The sequence below is a fragment of the Pseudomonas sp. 31-12 genome (assembly GCF_003151075.1).
Classification (GTDB): domain Bacteria; phylum Pseudomonadota; class Gammaproteobacteria; order Pseudomonadales; family Pseudomonadaceae; genus Aquipseudomonas.
The window spans coordinates 4177836-4194489 of the sequence record NZ_CP029482.1 but is presented as its reverse complement, the minus strand read 5'-3'; the positions used below and the strand labels follow the sequence as shown (position 1 = coordinate 4194489).

General features: G+C 60.6%; 11 protein-coding genes and 2 pseudogenes. 6 read left to right on the top strand and 7 right to left on the bottom strand.

Features of this window, described 5'->3' with window-relative positions:
• Positions 1-8 precede the first annotated feature (8 nt).
• The 5 genes from DJ564_RS19780 to DJ564_RS19760 form a co-directional block, all read right to left on the bottom strand.
• Complete coding sequence (locus DJ564_RS19780; protein ID WP_109632614.1) at positions 9-2552, bottom strand: bacteriophage N4 adsorption protein A; 2544 nt, start codon at positions 2550-2552, stop codon at positions 9-11.
• A complete protein-coding gene (locus tag DJ564_RS19775) occupies positions 2549-4663 on the bottom strand; it encodes a glycosyl transferase family protein (RefSeq protein WP_109632612.1) in 2115 nt (704 codons plus the stop codon). The genes DJ564_RS19780 and DJ564_RS19775 overlap by 4 nt, the downstream gene beginning before the upstream one ends.
• A gap of 12 nt (positions 4664-4675) precedes the next feature.
• Positions 4676-6889, bottom strand: a complete 2214-nt coding sequence (locus DJ564_RS19770) for a hypothetical protein (protein WP_109632610.1) — start codon at positions 6887-6889, stop codon at positions 4676-4678.
• A 41-nt stretch (positions 6890-6930) separates the two neighbouring features.
• A complete protein-coding gene (gene wecB, locus DJ564_RS19765) occupies positions 6931-8169 on the bottom strand; it encodes a non-hydrolyzing UDP-N-acetylglucosamine 2-epimerase (RefSeq protein WP_109636119.1) in 1239 nt (412 codons plus the stop codon).
• A gap of 602 nt (positions 8170-8771) precedes the next feature.
• Complete coding sequence (locus tag DJ564_RS19760; protein WP_109632608.1) at positions 8772-9659, bottom strand: LysR substrate-binding domain-containing protein; 888 nt, start codon at positions 9657-9659, stop codon at positions 8772-8774.
• Positions 9660-9793: 134 nt separating this feature from the next.
• Here DJ564_RS19760 and DJ564_RS19755 point away from each other — a divergent pair, with 134 nt between their 5' ends.
• From DJ564_RS19755 to DJ564_RS19745, 3 genes and pseudogenes are all read left to right on the top strand, one after another.
• A complete protein-coding gene (locus DJ564_RS19755; protein WP_109632606.1) occupies positions 9794-10846 on the top strand; it encodes an agmatine/peptidylarginine deiminase in 1053 nt (350 codons plus the stop codon).
• Between the two features lie 4 nt (positions 10847-10850).
• Positions 10851-11048: pseudogene (locus DJ564_RS19750) on the top strand (nitrilase-related carbon-nitrogen hydrolase); the annotation flags it as partial.
• Positions 11047-11205 (top strand): annotated as a pseudogene (locus DJ564_RS19745) (ABC transporter substrate-binding protein); the annotation flags it as partial. The pseudogenes DJ564_RS19750 and DJ564_RS19745, both read left to right, overlap by 2 nt.
• 112 nt (positions 11206-11317) lie before the next feature.
• Here DJ564_RS19745 and DJ564_RS19740 read toward each other — a convergent pair.
• Both DJ564_RS19740 and DJ564_RS19735 read right to left on the bottom strand, forming a co-directional pair.
• Complete coding sequence (locus DJ564_RS19740; RefSeq protein ID WP_109632604.1) at positions 11318-12220, bottom strand: carbohydrate kinase; 903 nt, start codon at positions 12218-12220, stop codon at positions 11318-11320.
• Between the two features lie 30 nt (positions 12221-12250).
• Positions 12251-13201: an AraC family transcriptional regulator gene (locus DJ564_RS19735; RefSeq protein ID WP_109632602.1), complete on the bottom strand. Its 951-nt coding sequence runs from the start codon at positions 13199-13201 to the stop codon at positions 12251-12253.
• Between the two features lie 294 nt (positions 13202-13495).
• Between DJ564_RS19735 and DJ564_RS19730 the strand changes: the two genes are divergently transcribed.
• The 3 genes from DJ564_RS19730 to DJ564_RS19720 all read left to right on the top strand — a co-directional run bounded on the left by DJ564_RS19730 (position 13496) and on the right by DJ564_RS19720 (position 16638).
• Positions 13496-14803 carry a sugar ABC transporter substrate-binding protein gene (locus tag DJ564_RS19730; protein WP_109632600.1) on the top strand — a complete coding sequence of 436 codons (1308 nt, stop codon included), beginning with the start codon at positions 13496-13498 and terminating at the stop codon, positions 14801-14803.
• A 67-nt stretch (positions 14804-14870) separates the two neighbouring features.
• Positions 14871-15797, top strand: coding sequence for a carbohydrate ABC transporter permease (locus DJ564_RS19725; protein ID WP_109631004.1), 927 nt, complete (start codon positions 14871-14873; stop codon positions 15795-15797).
• Positions 15798-15807: 10 nt separating this feature from the next.
• Entirely contained in the window at positions 15808-16638 is an 831-nt protein-coding gene (locus tag DJ564_RS19720; RefSeq protein WP_109631002.1) for a carbohydrate ABC transporter permease, read from the top strand.
• The last annotated feature ends 16 nt before the right edge of the window (positions 16639-16654 follow it).

The window sequence follows — 16654 nt, the reverse complement described above, 5'->3', positions numbered from 1 at the left end:
GCAAGTCCTCAATAGGAATAAGTCAGGCGACCGAAGACACCTTGAGCGCGATCATCGCCCAGCACCTTGACGCGGTACTGCAGGGAGAAGTCGACATAGGAGCGGGGCGCGTTGTACGCGTCTTCGCGGAACCAGTAGCGCACGTTGTTGCCGACACCGATGCCGCCGGCTTTGCCGGACGATGAGTCCGACTTGCCGTCGGCGTCGGTGCCGCTGTTCATCTTCGAGTCGTAATCGAACGCGGCCACCACATGGGGGAACGTCACCCAGCGCGAGCCTGCGCCACCGATGGCATAGCTGCGGCCGACCTGCCATTCGCTGTTGAAATAGTCACGCGAATCGTTGACGTAATGTCCGGCTTCAGCGAACAACTGCGAAGTCCACCAGCTGGAGGCATCGACCCGCAGATCGGTCCCGACGCTTGCGCCATAGCCCAGACGCAGCAGCCAGTCACCGTCGACGTCCGACGATCCCAAGGGGAATGTGCGCTCGACGGCGGCCATCACGTTCAGCGACGTAAAGGGTTTGACCCGTACACCCACGGCACCTTGCAGTGCATCGAAACCGGTGTCCGAATCACTGTTCTTGCTCCACAGCGTGTCGGTGACGCGTCCGTAGAGTTCGACAAACCGTGCGTTGCGATAACCCAACGGACGCCAGGACAGTTCGGTGCTGTTTTGCAGGCTGTCATTGCTGCTATTGCCGCCGCTCGGCGCTGAGCTCAGGCCGCTGCTGGTGCTGTTGCCGCGATAACTGGTGGTGTTGGTCAAACCCCAGGTGCGCGAGACATCGGCCACGGCGCGACGGGTGTCGAACAGCTGCTGCGGGGACAGGTCCAGTTCACCGGCATTATTGGCGTCGATGACGCGCTTGAAGTAGCTGACGGCTTGCTCGTCCTCGCTGACCCGCATCGCGTTGTAGGCCGCATCCTGAGTGGCGGTCGGCGTGAGTCGGGTGTCGGCGTCGGCCTTGCGGAACGACACGTTGGCGCCGTCATCGTCGCCAGCCTGGACCGACAAGTAAGCGATTTGCAGGTCGCTCATCGATTCCAGTTCGCCCGTGTCCCGCGCTTGTTGCAGCCGTTCGCGTGCAGTTCGACGCTGGCCGATGGCGCTGTACAAACTGGCTTCTTCATAAGCAGGCAGGCTGCCCAGCGCCAAGGCCTGGGTAAAGTCCTCGCGAGCCCCGGCGTCGTCACCCGATTGCTGGCGCAGACGACCGCGTTGGGCCAGCAGCCGCGCGTCATCGCCTGTGAACTTGAGGCCCTCACTGGCTGCCGCAATGGCTTCGAGCACTCGTTTCTGGTCACTCAGGGCGCTGACGAGCAACCGCCGATACGCCGGATTCTGCGGCGCACGGGCAATGGCTTCATTCGCCAGGACGACGGCTGAGGCGGGGTCCTTGCTGGCGAGTGCGGCGTAGGCCTGGCCGGCCTTGTCGGTTCCGCCGTCGCGCTGGTTGCCCGGCCAGATATCGCAGACCAGGCCAAATGCCGTTTCCTGACAGTTCAAGGCCGGGGCCGGGAACTGGGCAACAGCGTTCAAGCCGTTGTTCTTCTGTCGCAGCGCCATTCTGGCGGCCGTGCGTCGAAGGGCCACTTCGCCGCCTTCGTCGTCGGCCAACGGTTGCAACTGATCGAGCGCCCGCTGAGGCTCGCCATGGGCCAGCGCGGCGTCGGCGGCGAAGAAACGAATGTCACGGGTTTCCGTTTCCAGCAGACCCTCGATAGCCAGAGCCTGGTTCAGGTCAGCCTGGGCCGCCGCTGTTTTGCCCTGACGATCAAGGGCGTAGCTGCGCAGAATCCACGGTGCGATTTCGCCATCGTCCTGAGCCAGTGCGCCGGAGGCGGCCAGCTCGGCCCCTCGGTAATCCTTGGCCGCGAGCAGGGCGCTGATCAGCAGTTGCTGATTGGCGCCGATTTCCGGTGCCCAGGCGACGGCTTTCCGGGCCTGATCCACGGCCAACGGCACTTGGCCTTGCTCCAGGGCGCGATAACCTTGGACGGCCAGCGGCGCCGCCAATTGTCGGCGAATCGCTTCGCGGCGCATCAGCAACGTATCGTCGTCCGGGAACACGGCCAGTGCCTGAGTGGTGGCCTGATCCGCTTCTTGAAGATGTTGTTGACGCTGCAACGACTCGATCAGCAGCAGTCGATAATCCATGCGCTTGGGTGCTTGAGCGATGGCTTTGCGCGACGCCTGTGCCGCAGCGCCGAAATCATCGCGATCATAGGCTTTGAAGGCCTGGGCCGCGGCGCCGAAACCCGGCGCCTGACGTGACGGTGAGTAGCGTTTGGGATGATCACGCAGATCCTTGTCCCGTTGCGCCAGCACGATCAGCGTGTTCAAACGGGTGATGTCGGCGCGCTGACGCAACGCTTCGCGGGCCTTGGCGATGGCCAGGTCGTAGTCTTTGCGCTCGTAGGCGCTGTAGGCCTCGTTGGCGGTGACATAGGCCGGGCCGGTCAACGGCAATGGCAGCGTTTGGGCATGAACCAGCGCAGGTATCAGGCTCAGCCCCGTAGCCATGAGGGTCAGCAAGGGGCGATTCATGCCGGTAGCTCCGCAGGGTAGTGGCTGTGCTGACGTGCCACGGCCTTTTCGATGGTGGCGCGGGGCAGCACGCCGCTGTCGACCAGATAGTCGCCGATGCGTCCGTGACGCTGCGGGCGGTACTGCAGCATGGTGCGGTTGAACACGTCGCGATCCAGCAGGCCCATTTCGATCAACAGATCACCCAGCAGTGGCGCGCGGGCATCCGGTACGGATTGGCCTTCGCGCACGTTCATCAGGCGCAACTGCGCGACAATTTCGCTTTCACGGGCGATCAGTTGCACCGGCTCGCTGCCCAGCACCTCACTGACTTGTTGCAGACCTTCGGCCGGCAACGGACTGGCCACGGCCAGTTGTGCTCGGCCGTCGGCATTCAAACCTACCGGCACCACACGCCAGCGCAGGGCGAATTCATCGTCCAGGGTAAGAGTCGACGTCTGCGCCTTATGGGCCACATCGAACACCCGCGGCAGGTCATTCTGGAAAGCGATGGCTTCGGCCAGCGTCTCGTCGTCCAGCCAGCCATTGCTGAGCAAGATCCGCCCCAATGGCATGTGACGGGTTTTCTGTTCGGCGAGGGCGTTTTGCAGGTCGGTTTCGTTGATCGCCTGCCAGGACAGCAACACGCTGCCCAGCTTGCGCGGTGCGGCAGCGACCAGGTCGGTGGAGGGGAAGTCGTGCATGGTCTTGTCCCACACCAGTTTGCGGTTCATGACCTTGCCGACCAGGAACATCCGCCAGGCCCGTGACGCAGCCATGAAGTTGACGAAGTTGCCCACGACCATGCGCGGGATCGACAGCAAACCGTGCTGCCAACCGTACAGCACGGTGGTGAAATAGCAGCGGTGGGCGATGCGCCAGGCCAGCGCGACACCGTTGGCCAGCAGCAAGTATTTGATGAAACCGTTGGTTTCGAATGGCGTGGGGAAACTCACGTCCCACAGGCCGCTCTGGCGCAGGATGATCAGGCCCAGCAGCTGTACCAGAATCACGTAGGCGATGATGCTGACGAACGCCGTCACCACGCCTTTGCGGTCACGAAACAGCAGATACCGGTTGGCCAGCGAACCGTTCCAGCCCATTTGCTCCCAGCCTTGCAGGCCGATGCCCAGTGTCCAGCGGGCTTTCTGGCGGAACGCGGTGCGGAAGGTGTCGGGAAAGAACTCGCGCACGCACAAGGGCATCTTCAGCGTCGATTCGTAAGGCTTGCGAAACCAGGATTTGCGCAGCACGCGAAACTGCACCGGGAAGCGCACGAAGATCGCGTTCATGCCGACCTTGGCCAGGCGTGCGCCAACGTCGTAGTCCTCGGTGAGGCTGTCGGTGTTGAACGGCTGGTTCTGGGTTTCCCCGGCCAGCACACGCAACGCGCGGTGTGAAAAACAGGTGCCAACGCCGGCAGACGGCACCGTGTCGGTCATGCTTTCACGCACCACCAGGTCCTTGCCGTGCCATTCGGCGAACTCGTCCATGTAGGTGCCGGCCACCCATTCGTACCAGTTGCGTTCCAGCGACACCACGGGCAACTGGATCATGTCCTTGCGCGGCAGCAAGTAGTTGAACAGACGCAATTCCATCGGGTGCAGCACGTCTTCACTGTCGTGCAGCACCACCCCGGCGAAGGTCATGCCGTGGGTTTTCTCGTGCAGGAAAATCGCCTGGATCACCCAGTTCAGACAGTCGGCCTTGCAGGTCGGCCCGGCATGCGGGACTTCCACGCGGTGCAACTGCTTGTAGCGCCGCCGCATGCGTTCGACTTCATCGATGGTGCGCTGGTCGTTGATGTAGGTGCCGACGAAAACCACATAGTTTTGGTAATCGAGGGTCGACACCATGTTTTCGATCATCGGCGCGATGACGTCATATTCCAGCCAGGCCGGGACCATGATTGCCAGCGGCTGTTCATCCCGGGCCATTAACTGCTCGGCGGTCAGCGGCCGGTATTTTCGGTCCGCGGTGAACTTGCGAAACAGGCGGCGAGACCAGTACCACAGGTCAATGAACAGATCGTCCAGGCTGGAGATCAGGATCAGCACCGCGACCGCGATGGTCGAGAACTCCAGGAAGCTGTAGTAGTGGGCCAGCCAATAGGGCCAATAAAGCGACGTCATCGAAGGGTTCCGTTACTGGCGATTGCGACGGGCGTTGCGGCCAGCCAGCAACAGGATGAGAACCAACAGGATGCCACCCGGAATCAGCCACAACAGCGACGGTGTCCGCCAGGCGTCGAGGCCTTTGGGTTCTTCGTTGTCGATCAATTGGCTGCCGCTTGGATCTTGAGTGTCGAAGGTGGTCAGTGCGCCGTTGTCGCCCAGGATCGCCACATCACCGCGGGTCAGCAGAATCTGTTTGGCGAAGCGTGGTGTGTCGGTGCCCAGCGCGCGATAGACCATGCCGTGCTGACCGCCGGCATCCACCACTTGCAGCGAGGCCAGGTGGTTGAGGGGATGCACGTCAAGCAACACCTGATCCTTGTGATTGATACGCAGGCGTCCCTGCTCATCGACCTGTACCGACTCCTTGCTGTCCTTGATCGGCAGCTCGAAGGCGAGGAAGGCCTTGTCCTGCGTGACCGAGGCGTTCGGGTCAGTGACGACCCTTAATTGCGCCCGCAGCGGCGAGACACCGGCGGCGTCGGCGACCGAAATCACCTGCGGCAAGCTGCTCGCTGGATGCTCGAGGTAGGCCCGCGGCACCAGGATTTGCGTGTCCTCGGCAAAGCGCGCGGCCATGCCGGAGAAGTCATTACCCAAGGCGGTTTTTTCCAGCACGATGTGGCTGGTCGGCAGCACCGACACCGGGAAGGCTTGTGGCGTTTCCAGGCAGCGATCACTCACTGGCTGACGCTGGAACGACACGCGTAGCACGTTGGTCGCGCCCACGGCGTAACGCGGGATCCGCGCTTCGATGCGTTGCTTTTCACCGTTGGCCACCAGCTGCTGCGCGCCAATCAGGTAATCATTGAGAAACAGCGAGGCCACCGGCGCGGTGTCCGAAGCGCCGGGCGCGGCAGACACGTCGACCACAGCCTTCACCGGCAAGCGCCCGTCGTAAGCCACGCTGCCCAGAGGGAATGACGTGCTCCAGTCAGACTTGGCCAGCACGTCGATAACGCCGGAATTGCCGCCCAGGCGCGACAGGGCGACACGGCCGTCGGTGCTCAAGGGCAGCTGTGCTTCGCTGATGGTCAATTGGCGACTGCGCGCCAGTTTGTTCCAGGCGGTACTGAACAAGGCCAGCGCCTTGCCGGTGGCCGGCGGCGCGATCATCAGGACCGGACGCGTGCCCACCAGGGCCAGGCGCACATTGTCAGAGCCCTCGGCGGCAAGGCCTGCGTTGATATGCGTCTTACGCCATTGCGTGAACGCGTTGGCCGCCGTGGCATCGAGGCCCTGGATCTGGCTCTGCAGCGCGTCGAGGGATTCATTGACCGCTTGGAGCAGTTGCGGGTCGTTGACCGCCAGATCCGCCTGGACGTTCGGCGTCTGGCCCAATACCAGCAATGCGCCAATCTCCGCCGGGTTCGCCAACGTGTGCGAACCCTTGCCGTTGAGGCTGGCGAACGCTGGAATACCTTGCAGTTCGGCCGGAATGCGTAGACCGCTAAGGTCGACGCTGTCTTGTACGGCAGGGAAGGGCAGGATTTGACTGCGCTTGCCAATCCGCTCCAGTGCCACGCCCAGACGCCATGCCGAATCGTAGCTTTCAGCGGATAAGGTGCCGGGCGCGACCATGATCCCCGGCTTGCCAGGCAAGGCCGTCCACGCTGCGCCGACGTCGCGCAACTGGCTGGCGTCGTAGCTGTAAGTCAGGCGGGTGTCCGGTTCGATGCGCAAGACGTTGCCGATGGCGCGTTCGTCTTCGCACAGCACACGGGACACGATCGACGACCAGGCAATGCCCAGGCGCACCGAGCCGCTGTCCCGTGCTTTTTTGTCCACGCCCAGCGTGGCGCTGGCGTCACCCTGAGGTTCGCTGAGGCCTTCGGCGCGCACCGGATAACCGTCCAGCGACAGCAGCAGCGTATTGCGGCCACCTTCGCCATTGAGGTAGCTGGCGTCGAAATTCAACGTCGCATCCGTCAGCGGAACACCTGCCGGCACCGGCAGATACAGTTCGCGGCGGGCATCGGTGGAGCCGAGGATGATCGGTGCGTCGATCCCCAGATCGCTCAAGCGCACCTCACGCTCTTGTCGGGTGTCGGCGTTGAGCCGGTTGATCGCCTGGGTGAGCGGACTGCCCGCGGCCAAGGCAAAGGTCGGCATGAGCGCGAGCAGGCTCACACCACAGGCAAGGGTGCTGAGTGCACCCGTATGGATGGCAACGGAAGACTTCATTCAGGTAGATCTCGAGCTGATAAGGGGAGGAGCGGTTTGGTTTATCGAGAGGTGAAAGCCGGGTAATGCTTCTCGGGCACAGACTGTGTTGACGGGTAGTGCAGGAACTTGGGCAAGGACTGGCTGGCCACGATGAAATCGTCCACCGGGCGGCCCATCAGGGCATCGACGATGCGCGCACTGGCCTTGCCGTCGCCGTAAGGGTTGGCCGCCTGGGAGCAACGACGCCACAGCAGGTCGTCATCGAACAGCGCGTTGACGCCGGCGATGATCGAGTCCGGCGAGGTGCCGACCAGACGCACGGTGCCCGCCGCGACAGCTTCAGGGCGTTCGGTCACGTCACGCATGACCAGCACCGGTTTGCCCAGGGACGGCGCTTCTTCCTGCACGCCACCGGAATCGGTGAGGATCACATGGGCTCGTTGCATCAGGCGCACGAAGGCCAGGTAGTCCAGCGGCTGGATCAGGTGCACGTTGGGCAGGTCGCCCAGATGCTCGGTGACCGGGCCCATGACATTCGGGTTCAAGTGCACCGGATAAACGATCTGGATGTCCGTGCGCCGGGCCAGATGGCTCAGGGCCTTGCAGATATCGAGGAAGCCTTCGCCGAAATTTTCCCGACGGTGTCCGGTGACCAGCAGGACCTTGCGGCCGGCCTGCAGGAACGAGAACTGCCGGTCCAGGCTGGCACGCAGGTCGGCGTCCTGCTCAATGCGCCGTGCGGTCATCTGCAACGCATCGATCACCGTGTTGCCGGTGACGAAGGTGCGACCCTGCAGGCGTTCGTCGAGCAGGTTCTGGCGCGATTCGTGGGTCGGCGCAAACAGCATGTCCGCCCCCAGGTCGATGCAGCGACGGTTCATTTCTTCCGGCCACGGGCTGTAGATATCACCGGTTCGCAGCCCGGCTTCCACATGGCCGACCGGAATGCGTCGATGGAACGCCGCCATCGCGGCGACCATGGCCGAGGTGGTGTCGCCGTGCACCAGCACCCGGTCCGGGCAGGCCATTTCCAGCACCGGATCGATCGCCCCGTAAAGCGCCGCCGTCAACGAGTTGAGCGTTTGCTGTGGCGTCATGACATCGAGGGTGTAATCGGCCTTGAGGTCGAACAGATCGAGCACCTGTTTCAACATGCTTTGATGTTGGCCGGTGATACATATCTGCGAATGAATGCCGGGTTCCGCAGCGAGGGCTTTGACTAACGGCGCCATCTTGATGGCTTCCGGACGGGTACCGAAGATCGAAAGGATTTTAATCCTTGAATGATGGCGAGCGATGATTGCCTTCCTTGCGCAGTTTGAGTGCGCAGCACAATGCAGGCCCAAGTTTTATGGAGACTTGAGCAAGCGGTGTTATCTGAATTTTGATTAATACCGGGAGATCAGCGTGGGCGCTGATGATCACTTCATGTGAGAGGTTGTATCGCCTGTAAACCCGGAAGCGGCGGATTATTAGCATCGAAGGGGAATGTTTTAAAGAGTTATATGAGGTTTTTTATTTAATCAATAAGTTTGAAACTTTTGTAATGATGGTCTGTCTTTTTTTGGTTTTGTGTTTTTTGAGAAGTTTTGTTTTTTGTTGTTGTTCGCATTTTAAGTCGTTGATTTGTAGGTGTTTTGTTATTTTGTCGCCGTTCGTCGGTGCGTGTGAATTATTGTATGGTTATAGCAGTCGCGATTGACCATATTCGCAGTGTTGTTTTCTGAGGTGTCAGTCACTTATATGGCGCCTGAATAATGTCACGATACACTGGATATTCTTTTTGAACTAATAAAGTTTCTTGTAAAAGTGCTGTCGCGCAAGAGTAGTGGGCAGAGTGTTCTGTTGTGAAATGGGAACTTCGCCAACGTTTATGGCTGGCTAACTGACGCGCACCCATTTATGTCGCAAGTGCGGACGCCGTCTGGTTCGCTGCCTCCAGGTTACTCAGCAGCCATTCGACGAAACTTCGTGCCAACGGATTGTTCTCGCTGTCACGGTGAGTCAGCAGGGCCCAGTTCGGACCGCGAATGGTGTCTTCCACCAACGGTTGCAACAGTCCGCTATCGCGCGCTGGCCGACTCAATAGTTGGCTGACCAGCGCAATACCAAGCCCCGCGCACGCCGCGTCCAGCAGCAGGCCGGGGTCGGAGAAATTCAGCCCCTGATCTTTCTGTCCGACATCAATGCCAGCCTCCACGGCCCAGTGACTCCAGTCCATTTCCCGCTCGCCGTGAAGGGTGGTGCGCTGCTCGACAGGCACCGCCAACAGGTTCGGGTGACAAGCCGGGTAGAGGCGGTCGGCGTGCAGCACCTTGAAGCTGCACTCGGCCTGGGAGCTGATGTCGTCGCGCACCGCGAGGTCGATGGTCTGGGTGGTCATATCCGGGACTTCATCGGTGCTGAAAATCCACAGATCGACCTCCGGATGCTGCCGGCGAAAATCCCCCAGGCGTGGCAACAACCAATGACGAGCGAACGTCGGCGTGGTGTTGAGCACCAGTTGATTGGGTTTCTGATATTGCCCGAGGCGACGAATGCCGACCGCCAGTTGCTGCAATAACGCCTGGGTGGTGCTGAGCAAATCGTGACCGGCATCGGTCAGGCTGACACTGCGTCCGCTGCGAAAAAACAACGGCTGCTCAAGGTACGCCTCAAGCGTGCGGATCTGCTGGCTGATCGCCGATTGGGTCAGGTGCAACTCGTCGGCAGCCTTGTGAAAACTGCCGAGGCGGGCAGCGGCTTCAAAGCCGCGAAGGGTGCTGAGCGGGGGCCAGTGCTTGAGCATATTGATAAGTTCCTCTAATCACTTTTCTACAAAATCCATCGTTTGTTGGCCTTGTTTTACGGCCGTAGCATGCATGCCAAGACCGCGAAGGCAGTTTTCATTGAACACAATGACTTAACTCAAGGGTGCTTGTCATGCAGCAGAACGAACTTCAAAACAGTGGCTGGTGGATGCCGGCAGAATGGGTGAAACACGCCGCGACCTGGATGGTCTGGCCGCACAACCAGGCACTCTGGGAGTCGGGTTGGCGCGTTACCCTGGCGCAAGTGCAGAAGGATTTTGCCGGGGTGGCCAACGCCATCGCCCGTTTCGAACCGGTGACCATGGTGGTCGATCCGTCGGCCGTGGCGAGCGCCCAAGCGCTGTGCGGACCCAACATCGAGCTGATCGAATTGGCGGTGAACGACAGTTGGTGCCGTGACTCCGGCCCAAGCTTCGTCTGCCACCCGCAACAAGGCCTGGCCGGGGTGAGCTGGCGCTTCAACGCGTGGGGCGGCAAGTCGGCCCACGATCTGGATGAAGGCCTGGCACGCCGCGCACTCAATCACCTTGGCTTGCCGTGCTTTGGCACACCCCTGAGCAACGAAGGCGGCGCGATTCATGTGGACGGCGAGGGCACGCTGATCACCACCGAGTCGGTGTTGCTCAATCCCAACCGCAATCCGGGGATGAACAAGGCCGAAATGGAGGAGATCTTCACGCGTCTGCTGGGCGTGAAGAAAACCATCTGGCTGCCGGGCGATCCGGATTACGTGACCGGCGACATGACGGATGGCCATGTCGATGGCGTCTGCGCATTTGCACGCCCCGGCGTGTTGCTGGTGGATGCCACCCACGACAAGCACTCGGTGTATGCCGAAGTGGCCCGCGAGAACCGCCGCGCGCTGGAACTGGCCACCGATGCCCAAGGTCGCAAGTTCGAGCTGATCGAGCTCTATGAAGCCACTGATGCGGTGGACACCGAGGCCGAAGTGTTCTGCGCTTCCTACACCAATTTCTACATCGCTAACGGCGCAATCATCATGCCGGCCTATGGAATCGACGCCGACAACGCGGCGGCTGAAGTATTGGCTCAAGCGTTCCCGGGACGCGAGGTAGTGCTGGTGCGGATCAACCACCTGGCCAATGGCGGCGGCGGGGTGCATTGCATCACCCAGCAGCAGCCCGCCTGGCCAGTGCAGGGGTGATGCCATGACTTTACTGACGATTGCCACCACCCAGATGCCGTGCACCTGGGACTTGCCGAAGAACCTCGATCAGGCCGAGCAGTTGGTCCGTGAGGCGGCGGCAAAAGGCGCCCAGGTCATCCTGTTGCAGGAGCTGTTTGCCACGCCGTATTTCTGCATCGAACAAAGCCATAAGCATTTGGCGTTGGCCGAAGAATATCGCTCGCCAGGACGTCGATGCGACGATGCGCAACAACCCGGACATCTACCTCGATGAAGCGACTTATGCGCGGTTGATTCCAGGCAAGGACATTCCCCAATCCGACATGCGCGCGCGGATGCGCACCTGGACCAAGTTCAAGACGGCCACTGCAAAATGAGTTTTATAGACAGGGATCCACACATGCCGACGCGTCGGGGACCAGTCATCAACCGGCGACTTGATCGGGGTGGAAGCGAAAGCGCAATGCCTCCGCCAACTCTGTCAGAGCGTCAAACTGAGGTGTTGAGTAAACGCTTCACCTCGTCCAGCGCAGGCGCATAGGCACCGGCATGGCGGCAGGATATCGACGCGCAGGCGGCTGAAAACTGCAGGCGCTCCCTCGGATCGGCCATGCCCAGCAAGTCCGCTGCCAGCCAACCGGCCATGCAAGCGTCGCCTGCCCCCACCGTATCCGCGACGTCCACCGCAATCGCGGGTTGCTCGTAAACAGTGTCCGGGGTGTGCAACACCATGCCGTGTTCACCGCGGGTGAACAGGATTTGCGCGTGCGGGTTAAGCGCGCGCAGCTCATCCATGGCCTGGCTTTCGGTGAGCCCTGGATAGAGGTGCCGAAGGTCTTCGTCCGACAGCTTGATCAGGTCGGCGAGGGCGGTCATCGTCGGGAAGGTCTGCGCGCGGTAGTGGCTGTCCATCAAGTTGCGCCAGTTCGGATCGAAGCTGATCCGTTTTCCTGCCTCTTTCGCTCGCGTGGCCAAGTTGACTAACTGGTCTGCCAGCGGTTGGCGGGCCAGGCTGATGCAGCTGAAATGGCAGATTTCAGCGTGGACCATCCAGCTGTCCGGCAACTGCTGTGCATCGAAGAACAGATCGGCGTCGCCGGCAAAAAAGTACCGTGGTGGGCGGCTCGACGGGACGATGGCCACCAGCGGATCGCGGTCTGCCCGTTGCAGGAACCGCATATCCAGACCTGCCGCAGCCGATTGCCGGACGATTTCATCGCCCAGTGAATCCGTGCTCACCGAGCCTGCGAACGCGGTGCTGATGCCCAGGCGACTCAGCGCTCGGGCGACGTTCCACGGCGCACCGCCCGGATAACCTGTCCACTGCCCGGGAAGGCCCTGGACAAGGTCGGTCAGGGCTTCGCCAAATACGACTGCGCGAGGCAATACCATCGTCATTTCCTCTTATTTGTTATTGCTGACTCAATGAGCGTTGGTGAACGGCAGGGAAGGGTGGGGACCGTTGCGATTGAACAGGGTCATCGCCGTACCCCGACGGTATTCACTCGGGGTCTGGTCCATTTCGATACGGAAGTGCCGGTTGAAGTTGGACAGGTTTTCATAGCCCACTTCAAAACAGATGTCCGCCACTGACATCTCGGTTTGCAACAGCAGCCGGCAGGCACGTTGAACCCTGAGCTTGCGCATCAGGTCGATGAAACCGTGGCCGGTGACTCGCTTGAAGAAGCGCGAAAAACCGGGCTCGCTCATGGCCAGGCGCTGGGCAATCACCGAAAGGCGAATGTCGCCTGTGAGCTCAGTCAACAGGTAGTCAAAGGCCTTGTGGATGCGCTCGGAGGCGCGGGCGTCCAGGGTTGGCGCGTAGCAGGCGCTGGCGAGCAAATGGACGTCCTGTGTGGGCGCTTTCATCAGTGCATTGATCAATTGAAGAAACAGAATCAGGCGTTCGAGCCCTTGAGCAGGGCCAATGTCTTCCAGCAGCTGCGCCGCCTGCATAGCTGTTGCGCCGGTGAACTCCAAGCCACGGCGTGCTCGTTCAAACAGGTGTTGAAGCTCGCCGAGTTCGGGCATCGTCCCACGCAAGGCCAGTATCGCCGCGCCGTCGAATTGCAGCACGACATCGCGTCCCGCCAGGAACTCACCGGGCGCCAGGTCGCCTATCCAGTCATGGGGCAGGTCAGGGCCGATCAGCGCCACATGACCGGCGCCGAATGCGCCGATGTAATCGCCCGCCACCAGCTTGCCGCTGCCTTGGCGGATCAGGTGGATCTCGAATTCCGGGTGGTGGTTCCAGCGAGCCAGGGAGTAGGGGTAGTCGTGTTCATACCAGCGAAAACAATGATCGGGCTCGGGAAGGATGACCTCCAGTTCGGCGGGTCGCTGTTCAAACAGCGCTGCTCGGCTATCAGGCATGGCAGGTCTCTTTCTTTGTTATTTGTTGTTCGTATGCGAGCAACATACGCCTTCATGCCCGGCGCTTGCTAGCTCAGGGATTGCCTGGCACTGATACTTTTTTGATCGTTGGGCTGTTTTTCAAGCGGGGTTAAAAAAGTATCGGTTTGCCGTCCTCTGTGCGTTTGTCCGGGGTTTTCCAAGCTGTTGTAATCAAGCCGTCCACCCTGGCTGCGCAGTTGTATTTGCCCAGCGATGGTTAACAACAAAAATAATAGCTCCCGTCGTCCAAGGCGCGGAGCGGAGAGCACTACGATGAACATCCCGAAAGCGCTTTTCCTTTCCGCCGGCCTGTCCTTTGCCCTTGTCAGTCATGCTGCCGAAACGGTCACCATCGCCACTGTGAACAATGGCGACATGATCCGGATGCAGCGGCTCTCCAAGATTTTTGAACAGCAGCACCCTGATGTGAAACTCAATTGGGTGGTGCTGGAAGAAAATGTCCTGCGTCAGCGCCTGACCACCGATATTGCGACTCAGGGTGGGCAATTCGACGTGCTGACGATTGGTACCTATGAAACGCCGCTGTGGGGCGCCAAGCATTGGCTTGAGCCGATCACGGCACTGCCGCCGGCGTACGACCTGGAAGACATCTTTCCCTCGGTACGCCAGGGCTTGTCGGTCGACAACACGCTCTACGCCTTGCCTTTCTACGGTGAAAGCACGATCACTTATTACCGCACCGACCTGTTCAAGGGTGCCGGGTTGACCATGCCGGAGCATCCGACCTGGACGCAGCTCGGCGAGTTTGCCTCCAGGCTGCACGAACCTGATAAAGGTCAGTACGGCATGTGCCTGCGGGGGAAAGCAGGGTGGGGCGAGAACATCGCGTTGTTGAGCACCATGGCTAATGCCTTCGGTGCTCGCTGGTTCGATGAAAAGTGGCAGCCTGAACTTGCCAGCCCGGAGTGGACGGCAGCGGCGCACTTTTACGTCGATACCCTGAAAAAGTATGGGCCGCCCGGTGTGTCGAGCAATGGCTTCAACGAGACCCTCGCATTGTTCAACAGCGGCAAGTGCGCGATCTGGGTGGATGCCAGCGTCGCGGGATCTTTCACGACGGACAAGGAGCAGAGCAAAGTCGTCGACAGCGTGGGCTTTGCCCCGGCACCGACGGAGGTGACCGACAAGGGTTCGTCGTGGCTGTACGCGTGGTCGTTGGCGATACCGGCCACCTCCAAGCATAAAGAGACTGCCAAGGCGTTCATCACGTGGGCCACGTCGAAAGAATACATTCAACTGGTCGCTGAAAAAGACGGCATTGCCAATGTTCCGCCAGGCACGCGTCAATCCACGTACAACGAGGCTTATCTACAAGCGGCGCCTTTTGCGCAGGTGACCTTGCAGATGATGCAGCACGCCGACCCTGCACACCCCTCGATCAAGCCGGTTCCATACGTCGGCATCCAGTACGTCACCATTCCCGAGTTCCAGGCGATAGGCACTTCCGTGGGCAAACTGTTTTCCGCTGCGCTGACCGGGCAGATGTCGGTCGATCAAGCACTCGCTGCCGCACAGACCTCCACCGAACGCGAGATGAAGCGCGCCGGCTATCCCAAATAACCCCTCGCCACAAAAGCCCGCTCCCACATTTTGATCTTCGTCTGTCTGTCCTAATCGGTTAAATGCCATGAATATTTCAACTGCCAAAGCTCACATGGACATCCCCCAACCGGTGCGTAAAAGCCGGTTGGCCAATCCCGGCTGGTTTCTGGTCAGCCCCTCGGTGGCGTTGTTGCTGCTGTGGATGATCGTGCCGCTGGGCATGACCGTTTACTTTTCGATGATCCGCTACAACCTGCTCTACCCCGGTGAAAACGAGTTCGTCGGGCTGGAGAACTTCACCTATTTCCTGACCGACTCGGGGTTCATGCCGGGCGCCACCAACACCCTGTTGCTGGTCGGCAGCGTGTTGCTGATCAGCGTGGTCCTGGGTGTGCTGATCAGTGCACTGCTGGAAGCCAGTGAATTCCTCGGCCGCGGTATCGTGCGGGTGATGCTGATCTCGCCGTTTTTCATCATGCCCACGGTCGGGGCGCTGATCTGGAAGAACCTGATTTTCCACCCGGTGTCGGGGATTCTGGCCTACGTCTGGAAACTGTTCGGCGCGCAGCCGGTGGACTGGCTGGCGCATTACCCGCTGCTGTCGATCATCATCATCGTGTCCTGGCAATGGCTGCCGTTCGCGATCCTGATCCTGATGACCGCCATGCAGTCTCTCGACCAGGAACAGAAGGAAGCCGCACGCCTCGACGGCGCCGGGCCGATCGCGATTTTCTGGCACCTGACCCTGCCGCACCTGGCCCGGCCGATTGCGGTGGTGGTGATGATCGAAACCATCTTCCTGCTCTCGGTGTTCGCCGAAATCTTCACCACCACCAACGGCGGCCCCGGCTATGCCTCGACCAACCTCGCGTACCTGATCTACAACCAGGCGCTGGTGCAGTTCGACGTCGGCATGGCGTCCGCCGGCGGCTTGATCGCGGTGGTGATCGCCAACATCGCGGCCATCGTGCTGGTGCGCATGATCGGCAAAAACCTGACCGACAAGACCTGAGGCCTGCGCCATGACCCTTCAACAATCCCGCCGCCTGCAAAGCCTGCTGCTCGGCACCCTGGCCTGGGCCATCGCGATCCTGATCTTCTTCCCGATCTTCTGGATGGTGCTGACCAGTTTCAAGACCGAAATCGACGCCTTCGCCACGCCGCCGCAGTTCATCTTCACGCCGACTTTGGAGAACTACCTGCACATCAACGAGCGCAGCGATTACTTCAGCTTCGCCTGGAACTCGGTGGTGATTTCCTTCAACGCCACGGCCCTGAGCCTGCTGATCGCGGTGCCGGCGGCGTACTCGATGGCTTTCTACGAAACCCAGCGCACCAAAGGCACGCTGCTGTGGATGCTCTCGACCAAGATGCTGCCGCCGGTGGGCGTATTGATGCCGATCTACCTGCTGGCCAAGAGTTTCGGTCTGTTGGACACACGGATTGCGCTGATCGTGATCTACACGCTGATCAACCTGCCGATCGTGGTCTGGATGATTTACACCTACTTCAAGGACATCCCCAAAGACATCCTCGAAGCCGCACGCCTGGACGGCGCGACCCTGTGGCAGGAAATGGTCCGGGTGCTGCTGCCGATCGCCAAGGGCGGACTGGCGTCCACGGTGCTGCTGTCACTGATCCTGTGCTGGAACGAGGCGTTCTGGTCGCTGAACCTGACCTCGTCGAAAGCCGCGCCGCTGACCGCGCTGATCGCCTCGTATTCCAGCCCCGAAGGGTTGTTCTGGGCCAAGTTGTCGGCGGTCTCGACGCTGGCCTGCGCACCGATCCTGATCTTCGGCTGGATCAGCCAGAAACAACTGGTCCGCGGCCTGTCGTTTGGCGCCGTGAAATAGCCCTCAAAGAATAAGC

Excerpts from the sequence above, each read along its gene's own strand:
- DJ564_RS19780 (WP_109632614.1), bottom strand. The coding sequence starts at position 2,552 with ATGAATCGCCCCTTGCTGACCCTCATGGCTACGGGGCTGAGCCTGATA.
- DJ564_RS19775 (WP_109632612.1), bottom strand. The coding sequence starts at position 4,663 with ATGACGTCGCTTTATTGGCCCTATTGGCTGGCCCACTACTACAGCTTC.
- DJ564_RS19740 (WP_109632604.1), bottom strand. The coding sequence starts at position 12,220 with ATGGTATTGCCTCGCGCAGTCGTATTTGGCGAAGCCCTGACCGACCTT.
- DJ564_RS19735 (WP_109632602.1), bottom strand. The coding sequence starts at position 13,201 with ATGCCTGATAGCCGAGCAGCGCTGTTTGAACAGCGACCCGCCGAACTG.
- DJ564_RS19770 (WP_109632610.1), bottom strand. The coding sequence starts at position 6,889 with ATGAAGTCTTCCGTTGCCATCCATACGGGTGCACTCAGCACCCTTGCC.
- DJ564_RS19720 (WP_109631002.1), top strand. The coding sequence starts at position 15,808 with ATGACCCTTCAACAATCCCGCCGCCTGCAAAGCCTGCTGCTCGGCACC.
- DJ564_RS19760 (WP_109632608.1), bottom strand. The coding sequence starts at position 9,659 with ATGCTCAAGCACTGGCCCCCGCTCAGCACCCTTCGCGGCTTTGAAGCC.
- DJ564_RS19730 (WP_109632600.1), top strand. The coding sequence starts at position 13,496 with ATGAACATCCCGAAAGCGCTTTTCCTTTCCGCCGGCCTGTCCTTTGCC.
- DJ564_RS19725 (WP_109631004.1), top strand. The coding sequence starts at position 14,871 with ATGAATATTTCAACTGCCAAAGCTCACATGGACATCCCCCAACCGGTG.
- DJ564_RS19755 (WP_109632606.1), top strand. The coding sequence starts at position 9,794 with ATGCAGCAGAACGAACTTCAAAACAGTGGCTGGTGGATGCCGGCAGAA.